Source organism: Bradyrhizobium sp. URHA0013 (genome assembly GCF_000518345.1).
GTDB lineage: Bacteria > Pseudomonadota > Alphaproteobacteria > Rhizobiales > Xanthobacteraceae > Bradyrhizobium.
Genome location: NZ_JADK01000008.1, coordinates 222,938 through 243,283 on the forward strand (window position 1 = coordinate 222,938; position 20,346 = coordinate 243,283).

The 20,346-nt window shown below is 63.6% G+C and carries 31 protein-coding genes; 2 read left to right on the forward strand and 29 right to left on the reverse strand.

From position 1 onward, the window contains the following. Positions 1-163 precede the first annotated feature (163 nt). Together N551_RS0113875 and N551_RS0113880 are read left to right on the forward strand one after the other, a co-directional pair. A complete protein-coding gene (locus tag N551_RS0113875; RefSeq protein WP_027567483.1) occupies positions 164-1,777 on the forward strand; it encodes an OprO/OprP family phosphate-selective porin in 1,614 nt (537 codons plus the stop codon). Between the two features lie 80 nt (positions 1,778-1,857). After that, positions 1,858-2,871: a zinc-binding alcohol dehydrogenase family protein gene (locus N551_RS0113880; RefSeq protein ID WP_027567484.1), complete on the forward strand. Its 1,014-nt coding sequence runs from the start codon at positions 1,858-1,860 to the stop codon at positions 2,869-2,871. A 3-nt stretch (positions 2,872-2,874) separates the two neighbouring features. Here N551_RS0113880 and N551_RS0113885 read toward each other — a convergent pair whose 3' ends face one another. The 29 genes from N551_RS0113885 to rplD form a co-directional block, all read right to left on the reverse strand. Next, on the reverse strand, positions 2,875-4,203 hold the full coding sequence (locus tag N551_RS0113885; protein ID WP_027567485.1) for a chloride channel protein: 1,329 nt from the start codon (positions 4,201-4,203) through the stop codon (positions 2,875-2,877). A gap of 56 nt (positions 4,204-4,259) precedes the next feature. Then, positions 4,260-4,556: a DUF1330 domain-containing protein gene (locus N551_RS0113890; protein WP_027567486.1), complete on the reverse strand. Its 297-nt coding sequence runs from the start codon at positions 4,554-4,556 to the stop codon at positions 4,260-4,262. Positions 4,557-4,565: 9 nt separating this feature from the next. Beyond that, positions 4,566-5,354: an SDR family NAD(P)-dependent oxidoreductase gene (locus N551_RS0113895; RefSeq protein WP_027567487.1), complete on the reverse strand. Its 789-nt coding sequence runs from the start codon at positions 5,352-5,354 to the stop codon at positions 4,566-4,568. An 80-nt stretch (positions 5,355-5,434) separates the two neighbouring features. Next, complete coding sequence (locus tag N551_RS0113900; protein WP_027567488.1) at positions 5,435-6,274, reverse strand: cytochrome c; 840 nt, start codon at positions 6,272-6,274, stop codon at positions 5,435-5,437. A gap of 119 nt (positions 6,275-6,393) precedes the next feature. Next, complete coding sequence (gene rplQ, locus N551_RS0113905; RefSeq protein ID WP_007603047.1) at positions 6,394-6,810, reverse strand: 50S ribosomal protein L17; 417 nt, start codon at positions 6,808-6,810, stop codon at positions 6,394-6,396. Positions 6,811-6,931: 121 nt separating this feature from the next. Next, positions 6,932-7,963 carry a DNA-directed RNA polymerase subunit alpha gene (locus N551_RS0113910; protein WP_035961343.1) on the reverse strand — a complete coding sequence of 344 codons (1,032 nt, stop codon included), beginning with the start codon at positions 7,961-7,963 and terminating at the stop codon, positions 6,932-6,934. A gap of 112 nt (positions 7,964-8,075) precedes the next feature. Continuing rightward, positions 8,076-8,465 carry a 30S ribosomal protein S11 gene (rpsK, locus tag N551_RS0113915; protein WP_007603045.1) on the reverse strand — a complete coding sequence of 130 codons (390 nt, stop codon included), beginning with the start codon at positions 8,463-8,465 and terminating at the stop codon, positions 8,076-8,078. 123 nt (positions 8,466-8,588) lie between these two features. Next, positions 8,589-8,957 carry a 30S ribosomal protein S13 gene (gene rpsM, locus N551_RS0113920; RefSeq protein WP_007611599.1) on the reverse strand — a complete coding sequence of 123 codons (369 nt, stop codon included), beginning with the start codon at positions 8,955-8,957 and terminating at the stop codon, positions 8,589-8,591. A gap of 187 nt (positions 8,958-9,144) precedes the next feature. Then, entirely contained in the window at positions 9,145-10,038 is an 894-nt protein-coding gene (locus tag N551_RS0113925) for an adenylate kinase (RefSeq protein ID WP_027567490.1), read from the reverse strand. A gap of 274 nt (positions 10,039-10,312) precedes the next feature. Next, on the reverse strand, positions 10,313-11,644 hold the full coding sequence (gene secY, locus N551_RS0113930) for a preprotein translocase subunit SecY (protein WP_007611601.1): 1,332 nt from the start codon (positions 11,642-11,644) through the stop codon (positions 10,313-10,315). A gap of 152 nt (positions 11,645-11,796) precedes the next feature. Further along, positions 11,797-12,282, reverse strand: a complete 486-nt coding sequence (gene rplO / locus N551_RS0113935) for a 50S ribosomal protein L15 (protein ID WP_007611602.1) — start codon at positions 12,280-12,282, stop codon at positions 11,797-11,799. 73 nt (positions 12,283-12,355) lie between these two features. Continuing rightward, positions 12,356-12,562, reverse strand: a complete 207-nt coding sequence (rpmD, locus tag N551_RS0113940) for a 50S ribosomal protein L30 (protein WP_007603038.1) — start codon at positions 12,560-12,562, stop codon at positions 12,356-12,358. A gap of 25 nt (positions 12,563-12,587) precedes the next feature. Next, entirely contained in the window at positions 12,588-13,175 is a 588-nt protein-coding gene (gene rpsE / locus N551_RS0113945; protein WP_007603037.1) for a 30S ribosomal protein S5, read from the reverse strand. Positions 13,176-13,222: 47 nt separating this feature from the next. After that, complete coding sequence (rplR, locus tag N551_RS0113950) at positions 13,223-13,585, reverse strand: 50S ribosomal protein L18 (RefSeq protein WP_007603036.1); 363 nt, start codon at positions 13,583-13,585, stop codon at positions 13,223-13,225. 11 nt (positions 13,586-13,596) lie between these two features. Next, complete coding sequence (gene rplF / locus N551_RS0113955) at positions 13,597-14,130, reverse strand: 50S ribosomal protein L6 (protein WP_007611603.1); 534 nt, start codon at positions 14,128-14,130, stop codon at positions 13,597-13,599. Positions 14,131-14,146: 16 nt separating this feature from the next. Continuing rightward, positions 14,147-14,545 (reverse strand): 30S ribosomal protein S8, encoded by a 399-nt coding sequence (gene rpsH / locus N551_RS0113960; protein ID WP_007603034.1) that lies wholly within the window; start codon positions 14,543-14,545, stop codon positions 14,147-14,149. Between the two features lie 14 nt (positions 14,546-14,559). After that, the gene (rpsN, locus tag N551_RS0113965; protein WP_007611604.1) at positions 14,560-14,865 is read right to left on the reverse strand and encodes a 30S ribosomal protein S14; all 306 of its coding nucleotides are present in this window, start codon (positions 14,863-14,865) and stop codon (positions 14,560-14,562) included. Between the two features lie 46 nt (positions 14,866-14,911). Continuing rightward, positions 14,912-15,469: a 50S ribosomal protein L5 gene (rplE, locus tag N551_RS0113970; RefSeq protein WP_007603032.1), complete on the reverse strand. Its 558-nt coding sequence runs from the start codon at positions 15,467-15,469 to the stop codon at positions 14,912-14,914. After that, positions 15,462-15,776: a 50S ribosomal protein L24 gene (gene rplX, locus N551_RS0113975; protein WP_007603031.1), complete on the reverse strand. Its 315-nt coding sequence runs from the start codon at positions 15,774-15,776 to the stop codon at positions 15,462-15,464. Before rplX ends, rplE begins: the two co-directional genes overlap by 8 nt. Beyond that, positions 15,776-16,144 carry a 50S ribosomal protein L14 gene (gene rplN / locus N551_RS0113980; protein WP_007603030.1) on the reverse strand — a complete coding sequence of 123 codons (369 nt, stop codon included), beginning with the start codon at positions 16,142-16,144 and terminating at the stop codon, positions 15,776-15,778. The genes rplX and rplN overlap by 1 nt, the downstream gene beginning before the upstream one ends. Before the next feature lie 83 nt (positions 16,145-16,227). Continuing rightward, complete coding sequence (gene rpsQ / locus N551_RS0113985) at positions 16,228-16,476, reverse strand: 30S ribosomal protein S17 (RefSeq protein ID WP_007603028.1); 249 nt, start codon at positions 16,474-16,476, stop codon at positions 16,228-16,230. A 13-nt stretch (positions 16,477-16,489) separates the two neighbouring features. After that, positions 16,490-16,696 carry a 50S ribosomal protein L29 gene (gene rpmC, locus N551_RS0113990; RefSeq protein WP_007603026.1) on the reverse strand — a complete coding sequence of 69 codons (207 nt, stop codon included), beginning with the start codon at positions 16,694-16,696 and terminating at the stop codon, positions 16,490-16,492. Between the two features lie 5 nt (positions 16,697-16,701). After that, positions 16,702-17,115 carry a 50S ribosomal protein L16 gene (gene rplP, locus N551_RS0113995; protein WP_007603024.1) on the reverse strand — a complete coding sequence of 138 codons (414 nt, stop codon included), beginning with the start codon at positions 17,113-17,115 and terminating at the stop codon, positions 16,702-16,704. A gap of 32 nt (positions 17,116-17,147) precedes the next feature. Then, the gene (gene rpsC / locus N551_RS0114000; RefSeq protein ID WP_007603023.1) at positions 17,148-17,873 is read right to left on the reverse strand and encodes a 30S ribosomal protein S3; all 726 of its coding nucleotides are present in this window, start codon (positions 17,871-17,873) and stop codon (positions 17,148-17,150) included. A gap of 18 nt (positions 17,874-17,891) precedes the next feature. Beyond that, entirely contained in the window at positions 17,892-18,278 is a 387-nt protein-coding gene (rplV, locus tag N551_RS0114005; RefSeq protein WP_007603022.1) for a 50S ribosomal protein L22, read from the reverse strand. A 10-nt stretch (positions 18,279-18,288) separates the two neighbouring features. Next, positions 18,289-18,567, reverse strand: coding sequence for a 30S ribosomal protein S19 (gene rpsS, locus N551_RS0114010; protein WP_007603021.1), 279 nt, complete (start codon positions 18,565-18,567; stop codon positions 18,289-18,291). 12 nt (positions 18,568-18,579) lie between these two features. Next, on the reverse strand, positions 18,580-19,413 hold the full coding sequence (gene rplB / locus N551_RS0114015) for a 50S ribosomal protein L2 (protein ID WP_007603020.1): 834 nt from the start codon (positions 19,411-19,413) through the stop codon (positions 18,580-18,582). Positions 19,414-19,425: 12 nt separating this feature from the next. Beyond that, positions 19,426-19,728, reverse strand: coding sequence for a 50S ribosomal protein L23 (locus N551_RS0114020; protein ID WP_007603019.1), 303 nt, complete (start codon positions 19,726-19,728; stop codon positions 19,426-19,428). Beyond that, entirely contained in the window at positions 19,725-20,345 is a 621-nt protein-coding gene (gene rplD / locus N551_RS0114025; RefSeq protein ID WP_007603018.1) for a 50S ribosomal protein L4, read from the reverse strand. Before rplD ends, N551_RS0114020 begins: the two co-directional genes overlap by 4 nt. Position 20,346 lies beyond the last annotated feature (1 nt).

The following is a 20,346-nucleotide window of genomic DNA, read 5'->3' on the forward strand; positions in this document are numbered from 1 at the left end:
GATGTGCGTCATCTTGCATGGTGGCGCAAGGCGGATTCGGTTGCGGCGAATTTACACCAGTGGGAACCGCGCAACCGGCCGCAGCGTCGCGGGGTAGTCATCGATCACACCTAGGCTCTCCGCCAGCGACTTGGGGAAGTTCGTCAAACGATGGAGTCATGACGTGAGTAGGACAAGAATTGCAGCCACGGCGATGGGTCTCGCCGCCGCACTGGCAGCCTCGCAGGCCCAGGCCCAATCGGCGAGCAGCAGCGACCAGGAGATCGCGCTCCTGAAGCAGCAGCTGAAGATGCTGGAGCAGAAGCTCGACAAGCTCCAGAGCCAGACCGCCGCGAATACTGCGGCCACAGCGAAGGCCAGGCTTGAGGCGAAGGCGGAGGCAAAAGCCGAAGCGCGTTCCGAAGCGAAGGCCGCCGTCGCCAACGCCAACGCGGCGATCCCGCTCAAGGGACCGGCGCCCGCATCCGGCGTCGTCGTGACAATGCCGAACAACCGACCGACCATCTGCACTGCCGATGGGGCTAACTGCGTCGGGATCACAAGCCGCGTGCATTGGGATGTCGGCGGCTATGACTATCGGCCCAACACGGCGGCAACCGTGCCGCAAAAGCTCGACAGCGGCGAGAACGTCCGCCGCGCGCGCATCGGTGTCGCCGGCAAGTTCTTCCACGACTGGAATTTCGCGCTGGTCTACGACTTCGGCGGCTCCTCCGACGGGTTTGGCGGCGCAGCTCCGGGTTCGCTGCCCGGCGGCGGCGTCTCTGGCGTCGAGAACGCCTATCTCAGCTATACCGGCCTGAAACCGTTCGGCGGCAAGATGGCCATCGAAGGCGGCATCATGGACCTGCCCTACACTCTCGATGAGGCCACGAGCTCCAACGATATCATGTTCATGGAGCGCGCCTCGGCGGGGATCGTCGCCACGAGCATCGCCGCGGGCGACTTCCGTTCGGCGGTCGGCACGCGCTGGTACAACGACGAGTTCTGGGTCGGCGCCTATGTCACCGGCCCCTCCACCGGTGCGATCCACTCAGCGTCGAGCGTTGCGCCGAACGGCGCCACGGAACAATACGGCGCGGTCGCGCGTGTCGCCGGCCAGGTCGTCAGCGGCAAAGACTACTCGGTCCATCTCGGGGGCAATGCCGAATGGCTGATCCAGCCGACGCGCAATCTGGTGACGGGTGCACAGACGGTGACGCTGACCGATCGTCCGGAACTGCGCATCGATCCCACGGCGCTGGCTACGACCGGCGCGATCGCCAATGCCTCCGGCGCGCAGGTCTACAGCGTCGAAGCCGCCGCCACCTATGGACCGCTGATCCTGCAAGGCGAGTATTTCTGGTACAACATCGATCGCAGCGCCAATACCGGCCTGCCGCCGCTGGGTGCGCCGAGCCTCAAATTCCAGGGCGGCTACGCGCAGGCCGGCTACGTGCTGACTGGCGAGGGTCGCAGCTATAATGCGGCGAATGCGGCCTATGGCGGCGTCAAGCCGGCGCACCCGTTCTCGCTCGAGGGCGGCGGCTGGGGCGCGTGGGAAGTCGCGGGACGCTTCTCCACGATCGACCTCAACGATCAGCTCGGGACCGCCACCGGCATCGCAGGCGGCCGGCAGACCGTCTACACGGCGGCGCTGAACTGGTATGTCAACGGCAACGTCCGTTTCATGCTGGACTATCTGCATGGCACGGTGTCGAGGCAGGCCTCGCCGGTCTCGACCGCCGATGTCGGCTCGAAGTTCGATGCGGTCGCCATGCGGACGCAGTTCGCGTTCTAGGTATCGCCTGTCGTCCCGGGGTACGCGAAAACGCGAACCCGGGACCCAGCATCTGCAACGCTATCTGAAGGAGACAAGCCATGAAGGCCGTCGGCTACAAGAAATCGCTTTCGATCGAGGATCAGGACGCGCTGATCGATTTCGAGACCGCAAAGCCCGAGCCCGGCGGCCGCGACATCCGCGTCGCCGTGAAGGCGATCTCGGCCAATCCGGTCGATTACAAGGTGCGCAAGCGCGCCGCTCCGCCCGAGGGCGAGACGAAGATTCTGGGCTATGACGCGGCCGGCGTGGTCGACGCCGTCGGTCCCGACGTCACCTTATTCAAGCCGGGCGACGAAGTATTTTACGCCGGCTCGATCCTGCGCCAGGGCACCAATTCCGAATTCCATCTCGTTGACGAGCGCATCGTCGGCAACAAGCCGAAGAGCCTGTCGTTCGCGCAGGCAGCCGCCCTTCCCCTCACCTCCATCACCGCCTGGGAGCTGTTGTTCGACCGGCTGGGTGCGGTGCCCGGCAAGAGTGTCGATCCACGTACGCTGCTGATCACGGGCGGCGCCGGCGGCGTCGGCTCGATCCTGATCCAGCTCGCTCGCCGCCTCACCGGGCTGACCGTGGTTGCAACCGCAACGCGGCCGCAATCGCAAAAATGGTGCCTCGATCTCGGCGCGCATGCAGTAATCGACCACGGCCAACCGATGAAGGAGCAGATCGAGAAGCTCAAGCTGCCGCCAGTCGCGCTGGTGGCGAGCCTCACCTTCACCGACCAGCACTACAAGAGCATCGCCGATTTGATGGCGCCGCAGGGCAAGTTCGGCCTGATCGACGATCCGCCGGAATTCACCATGAGTGCGTTCAAGGGCAAGGCAATCTCGGTGCATTGGGAATCGATGTTCACGCGCTCCTCGTTCCAGACCGCCGATATGATCGCGCAACATCATCTGCTGAACGACGTCGCCGACCTCATCGACAAGGGCGTCTTGCGTACCACGCTCGACCAGACCTTCGGCACGATCAACGCGGCCAATCTCAAGCGCGCGCACGCGCTTTTGGAGAGCGGCAAGTCGCGCGGCAAGATCGTGCTGGAGGGGTGGTAGGTCTTAGCTCGAAGCGGGCGCCGCTTTCGTCTCCGGCGGACGCGTCGCCCGCTCGATAAAGCCCTTGGCGAGCGCGTGGTAGATCCCTTCCTCGCAGATCAGCCGTGAGGTGGCGTGTGCGATCAGGGCAGCGGCCATTAACGGCACCACCATGGCGTGGTTGTCGGTCATCTCGGTCACGATGACGAAAGCGGTGATCGGCGCCTGCACCACCCCTGCAAAATACGACACCATGCCGAGCAACATGATCGCACCGAGCGGAGCGTCGTGGAAGAAGGACGCGATATTGCTGCCGAGGCCGGCTCCAACGGCGAGTGACGGCGAAAAAATTCCGCCGGGTATGCCACTGATCGCCGCGAAGGTGGTGGCGAGAAGCTTGAGGATGCCGAAGTCCTGCGGCAGCGGTGCGCCCTGCTCCAGAGCCGTCTTTACCTGCTGGTAGCCTGTGCCATAGACCGTATCGCCGGAGACGATGCCGCAGATCGCGACCGCCAATCCGCACGCGAGCGCGAACCACAAAGGGTGGCCCTTGACCGCACGCCCGAACGGATGGGCCGAGCCCCGCGCCATGGTGATGACGATGCGGCTGAAGACGCCGCCGGCCACGCCGCCAACCACGCCGCACACCGGAACCGCGAGCCAGTCGGCGCCGGGGGCCAGCGACATCGCACTGCTGCCGAAATAGGCGTAGTTGCCCATCAGCGCGAGCGAGGTCAGGCCGGCCGCGATCACCGCCGCGATGATCAGGCTGCTGGTACGCGTCTCGAAAGCACGGCTCATCTCCTCGATGCCGAAGACGATCCCCGCCAGCGGCGTGTTGAAGGCGGCCGCGACGCCAGCAGCCGCGCCGGCCAGGATCAATCCGGGCTGGCGGCGTGGCGAGACGCGGCCGAGCGCGAACATGATGGAAGCGCCGACTTGAACGCTCGGTCCTTCCCGGCCGACGGAGCCACCGCACAGCAGACCGAACAAGGTGAGGATCACCTTTCCGATCGCGATTCGGATCGAGACCAGGCTCTCGCGCGCCGTCTGGTCGGTCAGATGCCGTGCGGCGATCGCCTGAGGAATGCCGCTGCCCTGTGCGTTCGGGAACAACCGGGTGGTCAGATAGGCCGAGAGCATGAAGCCGAGAGGTGTCACCGCGAGCACGGCGTAGCGCGATTTGGCTAGCAGCAGCGCAAAGGCGTGCTGGGCGAGATCGGCAAGCTGCGCCAGCGCCACCGCCGCGGCGCCAACCCCGATTCCACCGAGCACGAAGATCGCCCGCCGCTGCCATCGCGCGGATGTCAGCCTGAACAGGCGTTTATGGCGGGTCGAGAGGGGCCAGAGCATAAAACCGAGGTTTAGCCGGTCCCGCCGCGAATTGAAGAGGCAAGCGAGCAGACCAGCTAGACCGGAACCATGCCCTCGACGAACATCAACCGCCGCTCCAGCGCGGTCTGCCGAAGCTTTAGCGCCTCCGCATATTCCGGCGACGCGTACCATTCGCGCGCGCGTTCCATCGAGGTAAACTCCACGATGATGATGGTCTTGGGCGGCGGGCCGCCCTCCACCAATTCGGCGGCGCCGCCGCGGACGAGATAGCGGCCGCCATATTGCGCGATGGTAGCAGCAGCCAGCGTACGATAGGCCTCCATCGCGGCCTGATCACGCGCCTCGACCTCCGAGATCACATAGGCCGGCATGAGACGGCCTCAGGCAATCGTGTTGACGATGCCGCCTTCCGCGCGCAGCGCCGCACCGTTGGTCGCGGAGGCTTCCTTCGAAGCCGCATACACCACCATGTTGGCGATCTCGTCGACGCTGGCGAAGCGTTGGAGCAGCGAGCTTGGGCGATGCTGTTTGACGAAATTGGCCGCGGCCTCATCGACCGACTGCCCGTTCTGCTTGGCGAGATCCTTCACGAAGGTCTCGACGCCTTCCGACATGGTCGGGCCCGGCAGCACGGAATTGACGGTGACACCGGTCCCGCGTGTGAGCTGCGCCAGGCCGCGCGCGACCGAGAGCTGCGCCGTCTTGCTCATGCCGTAGTGGATCATCTCGACGGGAATGTTGAGCCCTGATTCCGAGGAGATGAAGACGATTCGGCCCCAGTTGCGCTTGAGCATGCCCTTCATATACGCGCGTGACAGACGCACGCCGCTCATCACGTTGACCTCGAAAAAGCGACTCCAGTCTTCGTCCGGAATGTCGAAGAAGTCTTTCGGCTCGAAGATGCCGGCATTGTTGATAAGGATGTCGACGTCTGGCAGCGCCGCCGCCAACGCCTTGCAGCCCGCCGCGGTCGAGACGTCGGCGGCGATGCCGCGGACCTTTCCGCCCGCCCCTTCCAGCTTGCGCACGGCCGCATCGACCTTGCCCTGGCCGCGTCCGTTGATCACGACGCTCGCACCGGAGCCGGCAAGGCCCTTGGCGATGGCGTGGCCGATGCCGGCGGTCGAGCCGGTGACGAGGGCGGTCTTTCCGGAAAGGTCGATCTTCATGCGATGTCTCCATTGAAACTGACGGAGATATCGTGCGCTGCGCGGGCGGGTGCAATCGCCCCTCACCGACGCGTGAGGATTTAGTTGCGAGGCGGAAGCGTCCGGAGAAACGCGACGATGGCATCGAGATCCTGGGCCGTCATGCTGGCATAGGCAGCATAGGCCATCGGCGGCTTCAGTTTGTGGCCGTCGCGTGCGATGCCTTGCGCAATCGCACGTTTGATTTCGTCGTCGCTCCACCCGCCGACGCCCGCGGCTATATCCGCGGTGATGTTGGCGGAGACGGATTCGCCCCACGGCCCCTTGAATGTCCGGCCGCCCTTGCCGCTCGCTCCGGCGAAATCGTGCACGACGGACGGGCCGTCCGGCGTGTGGCATTCCAGGCAATGGGCGATGGTCAGGAGATAGCGGCCGCGCGCAAGCCCGTCGGAAAGCTCAGCCTCGTTCGCCTGCTTGCCGGCGTAGATCGGCGTCTCCGGCTTCGGCGCGCTTCTGTATTCCGGCGGCGGCGTCTCGTGGCGTACGGCCGGCACTGAGCGCAAATAAGCTGCGAGCGCGTCGAGATCGCGGGCCGTGAGCACGGTGTAGAACGCGGTCGGCATGATCGGCGCGACCCTGGTTCCGTTCGGCCTGACGCCGCTGACGAGAAACCGCTTCAGCTCGGCGTCGGTCCAGTTGCCGATGCCGGTGTCCTTGTCCGGTGTGATGTTGGAGCCAGAGACCTTGAAGGCGGGCTCGTCAAAAACCTGGCTGCCCCCGGAGAGCGCGCGAGAGAGATCGAGCCCTTGCGGCCCTCGCGGCGTGTGGCAGTTGTGGCAAACCATCACGCTGTTGACGAGATAGGCGCCGCGCTCGACGAGCGTCTCGCCAGAGGCCGGCGCCATCAGCAGCGCCAGCGCAATCCCTGACACAATCCTCATCGAGAGCCCCCCCGGCCGGAATCGCGTTCAACGAAACGATGCGCGGTATGAGATGCAGCCGCGCCAACAAAAAAGCGGCGCCCGAAGGCGCCGCTTTCTGAAAACTCTCCGCGGTCGGCTTACGCCGCCTCGGCTTCCTTTTCCTGCACCGGACCGGAGTCCTGGCCCTTGGCATCGACGTCGCGGTCGACGAACTCGATCACGGCCATCGGGGCGTTGTCGCCGTAGCGGAAGCCGGCCTTGATGATGCGGGTGTAGCCACCCTGGCGATCCTTGTAGCGGGGCGCGAGCGTGTCGAACAGCTTCCTGACCTGATCCTTGTCGCGCATCTCGGAGATGGCCTGGCGGCGCATGGCCAGCCCGCCCTTCTTGCCGAGGGTGATAAGCTTCTCGACGATCGGACGCAATTCCTTCGCCTTCGGCAGCGTGGTGACGATCTGCTCGTGCTTGATCAGCGCGGCGCACATGTTGGCGAACATCGCGCGGCGATGCTCGGCGGTGCGGTTGAGCTTGCGATGAACCTTGCCGTGACGCATTTTATCTATTCCTTGAATTTCATTCGTCGCGACGGTTCGTCGGACCAGTTGCTCAGGTGGGCTGCCTGCGTTCGCCCGCTAAGGCGCGATGAATTCGCGCCTCAGCCTGTCGTCGTTCGGATCAGTAATGATCCTCGAAGCGCTTGGCGAGCTCGTCGATGTTCTCCGGCGGCCAGCCCGGCACTTCCATGCCGAGATGCAGACCCATCTGGGCCAGCACTTCCTTGATCTCGTTCAGCGACTTGCGGCCGAAGTTCGGAGTGCGGAGCATTTCGGCTTCCGACTTCTGCACGAGGTCGCCGATGTAGACGATATTGTCGTTCTTCAAGCAGTTGGCCGAACGCACCGACAGCTCGAGCTCGTCCACCTTCTTGAGGAAGGCCGGGTTGAAGGCGAGGTCCGGGATGATCTCCTGGGCGACTTCCTTGCGCGGCTCTTCGAAATTGACGAACACGTTGAGCTGGTCCTGCAGGATGCGCGCAGCGTAGGCCACGGAATCATCCGGCGTCAGCGCGCCGTTGGTCTCGATCGTCATGGTCAGCTTATCGTAGTCGAGGATCTGGCCCTCGCGGGTGTTCTCGACCTTGTAGGAGACCTTGCGGACCGGCGAGTACAGGCTGTCGACCGGGATCAGGCCGATCGGCGCGTCCTCGGGACGATTGCGCTCGGCGGGCACGTAGCCCTTGCCGGTGGCGACCGTGAACTCCATGCGGATCTCCGCGCCCTCGTCGAGCGTGCAGATCTGCAGGTCCGGATTGAGCACGACGACGTCGCCGACGGTCTGGATGTCGCCGGCGGTGACGACGCCCGGGCCGGACTTCTTCACGACCATGCGCTTGGGGCCTTCGCCCTGCATCTTGATCGAGATGTCCTTGATGTTGAGCACGATGTCGGTGACGTCCTCACGGACGCCCGCGATCGAGGAGAACTCGTGCAGCACGCCGTCGATGTGCACCGACTGCACAGCCGCGCCCTGGAGCGACGACAGCAGGATGCGGCGCAGCGCGTTGCCGAGCGTCTGGCCGAAGCCGCGCTCGAGCGGCTCGGCGACGATGGTCGCGAAACGGTTCGAATCGCTGCCGGGCTGCACCTGGAGCTTGTTCGGTCGAATCAGTTCTTGCCAATTTTTCTGGATCGTCACTGTTTCACCCATACAGGCCAGTCAAACTGCCGTTGCAGATACTGGCGTTGGAGAAAGGCCACAGGTCGCACCTGCGGCTTCTTAAAAAAGTCATCGCGGGCGACGATGCGCCCGCAACTTCGTATCAAACGCGCCGACGCTTGCGGGGACGGCAACCGTTGTGCGGGATCGTGGTCACGTCGCGGATCGAGGTGACGGTGAAGCCTGCGGCCTGGAGCGCGCGGAGCGCCGATTCGCGGCCCGAACCGGGACCGGCGACTTCGACTTCCAGCGTGCGCATGCCGTGCTCCTGCGCCTTCTTCGACACGTCCTCGGCCGCAACCTGTGCGGCATACGGGGTCGACTTGCGCGAGCCCTTGAAGCCCATCGTGCCGGCGGAGGACCAGGCAATCGTGTTGCCCTGCGCGTCGGTGATGGTGATAGTCGTGTTGTTGAACGACGAGTTCACGTGCGCGACGCCGGAGGCGATGTTCTTGCGCTCACGACGACGAACGCGGGTGGCTTCCTTGCCCATAGACTACCTTTCCTGAAGATCTCAAACGCCGCCGTAATGCCAGCGGCTACACCTGTAGAACGAAAGGCGTGTGGCGAACGGGTCATCCCCGGGTCGCCACACGCCGTAATTGGATGCGAAAACTTACTTCTTCTTGCCGGCGATGGCCTTGGCCGGACCCTTGCGCGTGCGCGCATTGGTGTGGGTACGCTGGCCACGCACCGGCAGACCGCGACGATGGCGCAGGCCGCGGTAGCAGCCGAGATCCATCAGACGCTTGATGTTGATGCCGACCTCACGACGCAAATCGCCCTCGACGAGATAGTCGCGGTCGATCACTTCGCGGATCTGAAGCACTTCGGCGTCGCTGAGCTGATTGACCCGACGATCGTCCGGGATTTTGACCTTCTCCATGATCTCACCGGCGATCTTCTGACCGATGCCATGGATGTACTGGAGCGCGATCAGCACGCGCTTGTTGGTCGGGATGTTCACGCCGGCAATACGGGCCACGGCCTTCTCTCCTGTCGCCGATCCCTCGTCAGGAATCGGGCTTTAAGTGCTTGGTTTCTCGGGCAGGTGTTCACAAACGCGAACACGACGCCCACCCCCGGTCTTCCTGGGGCCCGGCATCGTTTGAAACTATCCGACTTGGATGCGGGGCTTATTAGGGGATTCAGGGGGCTTTCGTCAACCGCTGCTAGCGCTTAGCTCGCCTTTTCGTGACCTTTTTTGCGGCCTTTTTGGCACCTTTCTTGACAGCCTTCCTGGCGGTCTTTTTGGCTGCCTTTTTCTTCACGGTTTTCTTAACGGTTTTTTTGGCCGCCTTCTTAGGACCCTTCACGGCCTTCTTGGCCGCTTTCCTGGATTTGGCGGCCTTTTTGGCCGCCTTCGCCGGCTTTTTGGCCGATTTCTTCGCCGCCTTGGCCTTTTTGGCCGGGGCCGCCTTGGCCGCGCGCCGGGCGGGGGCCTTGCCGTGCGTCTTGCCATGCGTCTTGGGCTCGACCGCCCCAAGCGCCAGGAGCAGGCGATGGATGGCGCGGGTGACCTCGTCGATCGCCATCATGCCGTCGATGGTCGAGAGCTTCCGCCGCTCGGAATAGTAGTGAATCAGCGGTTCCGTCTGGTTGCGGTAGCTGGCTAACCGCTTGGTCAGGACCTCCGGGGTGTCGTCGAGTCGGACCTCCTCCCCGCGCTCGCGCATCTGGGCGACGCGGGTCTCGACACGGTTCAGGAGTGCACTCTCGTTGACGCGGAGCTCGATCACGGCGTCGAGCTTGAGGTGCTTGTGCTTGAGCAGCTCATCCAGCGCCTCCGCCTGCGGCACAGTGCGCGGGAAACCGTCGAGGATAAAACCGTTTTTGGCATCCGGCTGATCGATTCGATCGGAGATGATTCCGACCACGACATCGTCGGGCACAAGACCGCCGCTGGCCATGATCTCCTTGGCCTTGAGACCGACCGGCGTTCCGGCCGCCACCGCGGCACGCAACATCTCGCCGGTCGAGAGTTGGACGATGCCATAGCGCTGCACCAGCAGCTGCGCCTGGGTGCCCTTGCCCGATCCCGGCGGCCCCAGAAGTATAATTCTCATCGGCGTACGCCCCCCGATTGGTGCGCGATACGTCGCGCACCTGTGTTTTGAAGTCCAGTTACAGTGCAAATCATAATCAGCGCCGCACCGCTACCCATATCATAGGGGAGCAAATGGCCGGACGCCAAGAAGCCTTTGAGATCAGTGATTGCGCTTCAGTGCGAGTGGCTCTGCCGATGCCACCGGATGGCTGGCTGGCCGCTCCCGCAGGCGCCGCGCGTTACTCGCGCGGCGAATCGGCGGCGCAATTGCGCCGCCTGAGAGGACTCCGCGCTTAGCGGCGCCGGCCGCGCAGCTTCGATTTCCGGATCAGACCTTCGTACTGATGCGCCAGGAGATAGCCCTGCACCTGCGCCACCGTGTCCATGGTGACGCTGACGACGATCAGCAGCGAAGTGCCGCCAAAGTAGAACGGCACCGAGGCGTAGGAGATCAGGATTTCCGGAATCAAACAGACGATCGCCAGGTAGACCGCGCCGAGCACGGTGATGCGCGACAGCACGTAGTCGATATATTCCGCGGTACGCTCGCCCGGACGGATACCCGGAATGAAGCCGCCGTGCTTCTTCAGATTGTCTGCGGTCTCGGTCGGATTGAACACGATCGCGGTGTAGAAGAAGGCGAAGAACACGATCAGCGCCAGATACATGATCAGGAACAGCGGACGGCCGTGGCCGAGCTGGGTGTTGATCCACTGGAACCATTCCGGCCCGCTCCCCGCGTTGAAGTTCGCAACCGTGGTCGGCAGCAGCAGCAACGAGGACGCGAAGATCGGCGGGATCACGCCCGAAGTGTTGAGCTTGAGCGGCAGATGCGAGGACTGCCCCTCGAACATCTTGTTGCCGACCTGGCGCTTCGGATACTGGATCAAGAGCCGGCGCTGGGCGCGCTCCACGAACACGATGAAGGCGATCACGGCCACCGCCATGATGATGACGACCAGAATCAGGCCGGTCGACATCGCACCCTGACGGCCGAGCTCGAGCATGTTGGCGAGCGCCGCGGGCAGCTCGGCGACGATGCCGGAGAGAATGATCAGGGAAATGCCGTTGCCGATGCCGCGCGAGGTGATCTGCTCGCCCAGCCACATCAGGAACATGGTGCCGCCGGTCAGCGTGATCGCGGTGGACAGACGGAAGAACATGCCGGGGTCGCTGACGACGTTGCCGGCGCCTTCGAGGCCCACCGCGATGCCGTAGGACTGGAACGCGGCCAGGATCACCGTGAGATAGCGGGTGTACTGGTTCAGCAGCTTGCGGCCGGACTCGCCTTCCTTCTTCAGTGCCTCGAGCTGCGGCGAGACGGTGGTCAGGAGCTGGATGATGATGGAGGCCGAGATATACGGCATGATGTTCAGCGCAAAGATCGCCATGCGGTGAATGCCGCCGCCGGCGAACATGTTGAACATGCCGAGGATGCCGCCCGCCTGGGAGCGGAAGACCTGCTCCCAGATGTTGGGATCGATGCCGGGCAGCGGGATGTAGGTCCCGAGCCGATAAACGAGCAGCGCACCCAGGGTGAACCAGATGCGCTTCTTCAGTTCGTCGGCCTTGGCAAACGCACCGAAATTGAGATTGGCTGCCAGTTGTTCCGCTGCAGAGGCCATCTTGGACTTTCTCCCGCCGCCTTTTGCGCCGTTATGCCCGCGGCCGGGCTACATTATACCGGACACCGGACATTATCTGGGGCTACGGCTTCGATAAGTCCATCGTCCCGCATGCGTAAAGGCCCGCGAGCCGCGGGCCGATGACGCAGTTGTTACGCCGCCTCGCCTTCTTCCTTGGCAGGCGCGAGGATCTTCACCGAGCCGCCGGCCTTCTCGACTGCCGCGATCGCGGTCTTCGAGGCGCCGTGCACTTCGATGTTGAGCTTGGCCTTGAACTCCCCGCGGCCGAGCAGCCGCAGGCCGCCCTTGGCGCGGCGCAGCACGCCGGCCTTGACCAGGGATTCGACGTTCACGACGCTGCCGGCATCGATCTTCTTGGCATCGACCGCGTCCTGGAGCCGGTCGAGATTGATCTCGGCGAACTCGATGCGGAAGATGTTGTTGAAGCCGCGCTTGGGCAGACGGCGATGCAAGGGCATCTGACCGCCTTCGAAACCCTTGATGCGCACGCCCGAACGCGCGGTCTGGCCCTTGCCACCGCGGCCGGCCTGCTTGCCCTTGCCCGAACCAATGCCGCGGCCGACGCGCATACGCTTCTTGCGTGAGCCGGCATTGTCGGCGATATCGCTGAGCTTCATCGCCCTGCTCCTTGTTTCTTGCGCATGACCTTCACCGAAAACGGGTCCCCGCTTCGGGATCGTGCGCCTTTGCTTACTTCTCGTCGACGATGCGAACGAGATGGTGAACCTTCAAGATCATGCCGCGCACCGCCGGGGTGTCCGGCAGTTCGCTGGTGCGGCCGATCTTGTTGAGCTTGAGCCCGATCAGCGTCGAGCGCTGCGAGTGATGGCGGCGGATCGCGCTGCCGGTCTGCTCGATCTTGATCGTCTTTGCGGTCGTAACGGCACTCTTGGCCATGGGCGTCTACTCCGAAAAGCTTCCGTTATTCGGCAACCGCCTCGGCGTCGCCACCGATACGGCGGGACTGGAGGGTGGACACCTTGATGTTGCGGCGGGCAGCGACCGAACGCGGCGAATCCTGATGCTTCAGCGCATCGAAGGTCGCGCGAACCATGTTGTACGGGTTCGACGAGCCGATCGACTTCGCAACCACGTCCTGGACGCCGAGCGTCTCGAACACGGCGCGCATCGGACCGCCGGCGATGATCCCGGTACCGGCCGGAGCTGCGCGGAGGTAAACACGGCCCGCGCCATGACGGCCGGCGATATCGTGATGCAGCGTGCGGCCCTCGCGCAACGACACGCGGGTCAGGTTGCGCTTGGCGGATTCGGTTGCCTTGCGGATCGCCTCAGGCACTTCGCGCGCCTTGCCGTGACCGAAGCCGGCGCGGCCCTTCTGGTCGCCGATCACGACCAGCGCTGCGAAACCGAAGCGCTTGCCGCCCTTGACGACCTTGGCGACGCGATTGATGTGGACGAGCTTGTCGACGAACTCGCTGTCGCGCTCTTCCCTGCGTTCACGTCCGCCGCCGCGTTGATCGCGTCCACCACGTTGCTCGCGTTCTGCCATGGTTTTTCCAGTCCTTCAGAGGCTTACGCCTCAATCCTCAAATTCTGTTAGAAGCTCAGCCCGCTCTCACGCGCCGCGTCGGCAAGAGCCTTGACGCGCCCGTGATAGAGATAGCTGCCGCGATCGAACACGACTTCCTTGACACCCTTCTCGGCGGCGCGCTCGGCCAGAAGCTTGCCGACCGCCTTCGCCGCATCGATGTCGGCGCCGGTCTTGCCGCCATCGCGCATCGACTTCTCGAGCGACGAGGCAGAGGCCAGCGTCTCGCCCTTCAGGTCGTCGATGACCTGGGCGTAGATGTGCTTGGACGAGCGGAATACCGACAGGCGCGGACGGCCGCCACCCGAGCGGCGCAGCTTCAGACGTACACTGCGCTTGCGCCGGGCATTCGTAACCTTGGCTTTCGACATGACCGGCTCCGTTACTTCTTCTTGCCTTCCTTGCGGAAGATGAATTCGCCAACATACTTCACGCCCTTACCCTTGTAGGGCTCCGGCGGACGATAGGAGCGAATCTCGGCGGCGACCTGGCCGACGCGCTGAATGTCGCTGCCGGTCACCGTGATCTCCGTCGGCTTCGGCACGGTGATCGTGATCCCTTCCGGGATCGCGTAGACCACATCGTGGCTGTAGCCGAGCGCGAGCTGCAGGTTCTTGCCCTGCAGCGCGGCGCGGTAACCGACGCCGGTGATTTCGAGCTTCTTCTCGAAACCCTTGGTGACGCCTTCGACCAGATTCGCGACCTGGGCGCGAGCGGTCCCGTAAAGGGCCCGCGCGCGGTTGGTCTCGACCCGCGGGTTCACCTTGACCTGGCCGTTGTCGAGCTTCACCTCGACGTCGCTATGGACGACGAACTGAAGCTGGCCCTTCGGCCCCTTCATCTTGACGGTCTGCCCGTCGACGGTCGCGGTCACACCCGACGGCACCGCTACCGGCCTTTTGCCAACACGTGACATGGATCAAAAATCCTTCTCAGAACACCGTGAAGAGAACTTCGCCGCCCACGTTCGCTTCACGCGCACTGTGGTCAGCCATGATTCCCTTCGGTGTCGACAACACCGAAATGCCGAGTCCGTTATTGACCCGCGGCAGGTTCTTCACCGAAGCGTAAACGCGACGCCCAGGCTTGGAGACACGCTCGATCTCGCGGATAACGGGCTCGCCGTCGAAATACTTCAGCTCGATCTCGATCTCGCTGCGACCCGAGGAGTGCTCGAGCGTGGCGTAACCGCGGATGTAACCTTCGCTCTTCAGCACCTCGAGCACGTTCTCGCGCATCTTCGAGCCCGGCGTGGAGACCTTGTTCTTGGAGCGCATCTGCGCGTTGCGGATGCGGGTGATCAGATCGCTGATTGGATCGTGCGTAGACATCTAAACGACCCTCCTTACCAGCTGGACTTCACGAGGCCCGGGACCATGCCCTTGGAGCCAAGGTCCCGCATTGCGATGCGGGACAGTTTGGTCAAGCGATAGTTCGAGCGCGAACGGCCCGACAGCTCGCAACGCAGACGGATGCGGGTCGCCGACGAGTTGCGCGGCATTTCCGCTAGCTTCAGGGTCGCGGCGAACCGCTCCTCCATCGGCAACGTCTTGTCGGCGATGATCGCCTTCAACCGCTCGCGCTTCGGAGCGGCGTTCTTCGTCATCCGCTTGCGCCGGTTGTTCTTCTCGATTGAACTCTTCTTTGCCATGTTTGGCTCCTGGGTATCCGCGTTTGAGAGGCTTTAGGTCAGCGTCTCACTGCCGGAACGGGAAATTGAAAGCGGTCAACAAGGCTCTCGCCTCGTCGTCGGTCTTGGCCGTGGTGCAGACGGTGATGTCCATACCGCGGGATTCCGTGACCTTGTCGAAGTCGATCTCGGGGAAAATGATGTGTTCCTTGAGGCCGAGCGAGTAGTTGCCGCGGCCGTCGAAGCTCTTCGGGTTCAAGCCGCGGAAGTCGCGGACGCGCGGCAGCGCGACCGTCACCAGGCGATCGATGAACTCGTACATGCGGGCCTTGCGCAGCGTGACCTTGCAGCCGATCGGCTGGTTCTCACGCAACTTGAAGGTCGCGATCGCGATCCGCGAATAGGTCACGATCGCCTTCTGGCCGGCGATCTGGGTCAATTCCGCAGCGGCGTTCTCGGCCTTCTTGCGGTCGTTGACGGAATCGCCAACGCCCATGTTCAGCACGACCTTGTCCAGGCGCGGAACCTGCATGACGTTCTCATAACCGAACTTCTCGGTCATTTCCGTCCGGATCTTCGCGTCGTATTCCGCGCGCAGGCGCGGCGTGTAAGCGGCCTCAGCCATCGATCTCAGCTCCCGAGCTCTTGGCGATGCGGACCTTCTTGCCGTCCGCCAGAATCTTGAATCCGACGCGGGTCGGCTTCCCGTCCTTGCCGACATACGCGATGTTGGACAGTTGGATCGGCGACTCTTTCGAGATGATGCCGCCCTCCTGGGCCTGCGTCTGCTTCTGGTGACGCTTGACCATGTTGATGCCGCGCACCAGCGCCGTACCGGCGTCGGGACGCACTTCGAACACCTCGCCGGTGCGGCCCTTGTCGCGGCCGGTCAGCACGACGACCTTGTCGCCCTTGCGGATCTTCGCAGCCATCACAGCACCTCCGGCGCGAGCGAGATGATCTTCATGTGGTTCTTGGCGCGCAGCTCGCGCGGCACGGGCCCGAAGATACGGGTACCGACCGGCTCGGACTGATTGTTGATCAGAACGGCGGCGTTGCGGTCGAAGCGGATGACCGAACCGTCGGCGCGGCGGATGTCCTTGCGGACGCGCACCACGACGGCCTTCATCACGTCGCCCTTCTTCACCTTGCCACGCGGAATCGCTTCCTTGATCGAGACAACGATGATGTCGCCGATCGTGGCGTAGCGGCGCTTGGAGCCCCCGAGCACCTTGATACACATGACACGGCGTGCGCCAGAATTATCGGCCACGTCGAGGTTGGTCTGCATCTGAATCATTGATGCACCTCGTCCTCTTCTATTTGCGCCAGCCCAGCCGGCGCTCAACATTTACCTGAAGTCAGTCGGCTAAAGCCAACAGATCAGGCGCTTTTCTTGTGCTCGCCCCGGATCACGACCCAGCGCTTCAACTTCGAAATCGGCTTCGATTCCTCAATCCACACCATGTCGCCCGGCTTGAACTCGTTGCTCTCGTCGTGCGCGTGGTAGTTCTTCGAACGGCGGATCGTCTTCTTGTAGATCGGGTGCGTGAAGCGGCGATCGACGCGCACCACGATGGTCTTGGCTTGCTTGTCGCTGACGACCACGCCCTGCAAAGTACGTTTCGGCATCTTCGTAAGCCTCTTACTTCTTCTTCGCGCGCGTCTGCGCGGCGACGGTCTTGATCCGGGCGATGTCACGGCGGGCCTCGCGCAGGCGCGAGGTGTTCTCGAGCTGCCCGGTGGCGCGCTGGAAGCGCAGGTTGAAGCGCTCCTTCTTCAGGTTCAGGATGGCGTCATCCTGCTGATCGGGGCTCAACGCGCGGATATCTTCGATTTTCATCTGAGCCATGGCCATTACTCCGCAATGCGCTCGACGAAGCGCGTCTTGATCGGCAGCTTGGCTGCCGCCAGGGTCAGCGCTTCACGCGCCGTCTGGGTGTTGACGCCGTCGATCTCGAACAGCACCCGGCCCGGCTTGACGCGCGCGACCCACAATTCCGGCGCGCCCTTGCCGGAACCCATGCGGACTTCGGCAGGCTTCTTCGACACGGGAACGTCGGGGAATATGCGGATCCAGACGCGGCCGGCGCGCTTCATGTGGCGGGTCAGCGCGCGGCGAGCGGCTTCGATCTGGCGCGCAGTGACGCGCTCAGGCTCGGTCGCCTTCAGACCGAACTGGCCGAACGCCAACGTCGCGCCCGAAGACGCAACGCCGTGGATACGGCCCTTATGCGCCTTCCGGAACTTCGTTTTCTTAGGTTGCATCATGACTTCAAGCCCTCAAATTCTCTGTGCTGGCGTCAGGCTGCAGCGTTGTCCCGGCGCTGCCGGCCGCCGCGATCGCCGCCGCCACCAGTCTCACCTTCGGCCATTCTCTTGTCCTGGGCCATCGGATCGTGCTCGAGGATCTCGCCCTTGAAGATCCAGACCTTGACACCGCAGGTGCCGAAGGTCGTGAACGCGGTCGCAACGCCGTAGTCGATGTCTGCGCGCAGCGTGTGCAGCGGCACGCGACCTTCGCGGTACCACTCCATGCGCGCGATTTCCGCGCCGCCCAGACGTCCCGAGCAGTTGATGCGGATGCCTTCCGCGCCGAGACGCATCGCCGACTGCACGGCGCGCTTCATGGCGCGGCGGAACGCCACGCGGCGCTCCAGCTGCTGCGCGATCGACTCGGCCACCAGCGTCGCATCGAGCTCCGGCTTGCGGATTTCGACGATGTTGATGACGACGTCGGACGCGGTGATGTCCGCGACCTTCTTGCGCAGCTTGTCGATGTCGGCACCCTTTTTGCCGATCACCACGCCCGGACGAGCCGAGTGGATGGTGACGCGGCACTTCTTGTGCGGACGCTCGATCACGATGCGGGCGACGGCCGCCTGCTTGAGCTCCTTGTGCAGGATCTCGCGGATCTTGACGTCCTCGTGCAGCAGCTTGCCGTATTCCTGCTTGCCCGCGTACCAGCGGGAATCCCAGGTCCGGTTGATGCCGAGACGCAGACCGATCGGATTGATCTTTTGACCCATCGTGTTCTCCTGCGTCCCTTAAGCCGCTGCTGCGGCTTCGACCTGACGAACGATGATCGTCAGCTGTGAAAATGGTTTGTAGACACGGCCCGAACGGCCACGGCCGCGGGCCGCAAAGCGCTTCATCACGAGGCCGTTGCCGACGAAGGCCTGCGCCACGACGAGATCGTCGACGTCGAGGTCGTGGTTGTTCTCGGCGTTGGCAATAGCCGATTCCAGGCACTTCTTCACGTCAACCGCGATCCGCTTGCGCGAAAACTGCAGGTCGGCGAGCGCAGCAGCCGCCTTCCGGCCGCGAATGAGCTGGGCGACCAGGTTGAGCTTCTGCGGGCTCACCCGCAGCATCCGGGCGACCGCCTTGGCCTCGTTCTCGGCGAGGCTCCGTTCGCGCTTAGGTTTGCTCATCGTTTAATCCTCAAGCCTTCTTGGCTTTCTTGTCCCCGGAGTGGCCATGGAAGGTCCGGGTCGGCGAGAACTCGCCGAACTTGTGACCGACCATTTCCTCGTTGACGGCCACCGGCACGTGCTTCTGACCGTTGTAGACGCCGAAGGTCAGACCGACGAATTGCGGCAGGATCGTCGAGCGACGGCTCCAGATCTTGATGACGTCGTGACGGCCGGACGAGCGCGCGGCATCTGCCTTCTTGAGCAGAGAACCCTCGACGAACGGGCCTTTCCAGACTGAACGAACCATGTCCGGCGTTCCTTACTTCTTCCGCTTGTGGCGGCTTAGGAGAATGAATTTGTTGGTCGACTTGTTGGAGCGGGTCTTCTTGCCCTTGGTCGGCTTGCCCCACGGAGTAACCGGGTGGCGGCCGCCCGAGGTACGACCTTCACCACCGCCGTGCGGATGGTCGATTGGGTTCATCGAGACGCCGCGGTTATGCGGCTTGCGGCCCAGCCAGCGGTTGCGGCCGGCCTTGCCGATCGACGTGTTCATGTGATCCGGGTTCGACACCGCGCCGATCGTGGCGCGGCAACGGCCGTGCACCAGGCGCTGTTCGCCCGAGTTCAGGCGGACGATCACGTAGTCCTGGTCGCGACCGACGAGCTGGGCGTAGGTGCCCGCGGAACGGGCGAGCTGGCCGCCCTTCCCGATCTTGACCTCGATGTTGTGGATGATCGTGCCGACCGGCATGTTGCCGAGCGGCATGACATTGCCCGGCTTCACGTCGACGTAGTTGCCGGCGACGACGGAATCACCGACGGCCAGGCGCTGCGGCGCCAGGATATAGGCCTGGGTGCCGTCTTCGTACTTGACCAGCGCGATGAACGCGGTGCGGTTCGGATCATATTCCAGCCGCTCGACCGTCGCGGGCGCATCGACCTTGTCCCGCTTGAAATCGACGGTACGCAAGGTCCGCTTATGACCGCCGCCGCGGAAGCGCACCGTGATGCGACCGGTGTTGTTGCGGCCGCCAGAGGAGTGCTTGCCTTCGGTGAGCGCCTTGACCGGCTTGCCCTTGTAGAGGGCCGAACGATCGACCATGACCAGCTGGCGCTGGCCCGGCGTCGTGGGATTGAATGTCTTCAGTGCCATCGTCGTACGACCTTACAGACCGGTGGTCACGTCGATCCGGTGACCCTCTTCGAGAGTCACGATCGCGCGCTTGGAGTTCGACTGCGAGCCGAGGTTGCCGCGGAAGATCTTGGTCTTGCCCTTGCGGACCAGCGTGTTGACACTCTTGACCTTGACGTCGAACAGCTTCTCGATCGCTTCCTTGATCTGCGGCTTGGTCGCCTTCGCGGCCACCTTGAACAGCACCTTGTTGTGCTCCGAGGCGATCGTTGCCTTTTCGGTCACGACCGGCGACAGGATCACGTCGTAGTGGCGAGGCTCGATGTTCTTCGTCATTTGAAGCGCGCCTCCAGCGCATCGATGGCGGCCTTGGTCAGAACGAGTTTCCGACGGCGCAGGATGTCATAGACGTTGATGCCCTGGATCGGCAGCACGTCCATGTTCGGGATGTTGCGGGCTGCAGCGGCGAAGCCGTTGTTGAGCTCGGCGCCGTCGATGATCAGCGCGTTGGTCAAACCCAGACCGGAGAAATGACCAAGCAGCGCCTTGGTCTTGGCGGCTTCCAGCGCGGCCTTGTCGATCACGATGAGATCGCCGTCCTTGGCCTTGGCCGAGAGCGCATGCTTGAGCGCGAGCGCACGGACCTTCTTCGGCAGGTCGGTGGCGTGCGAACGCACCACCGGACCGAAGGCACGGCCACCGCCGCGGAACTGCGGCACGCGAGCCGAGCCGTGACGAGCACCACCGGTGCCCTTCTGCTTGTACATCTTCTTGCCGGTGCGCCAGATCTCCGCGCGGCCCTTGGCCTTATGCGTGCCGGCCTGGCGCTTGTTGAGCTGCCACTGCACGCAACGTGCAATGATGTCCTGGCGCGGTTCGAGGCCGAAAATGGTGTCGGAAAGCTGGACCGAGCCGGCTTCCTTACCTTCGAGGGTGGTGACCTTCAATTCCATC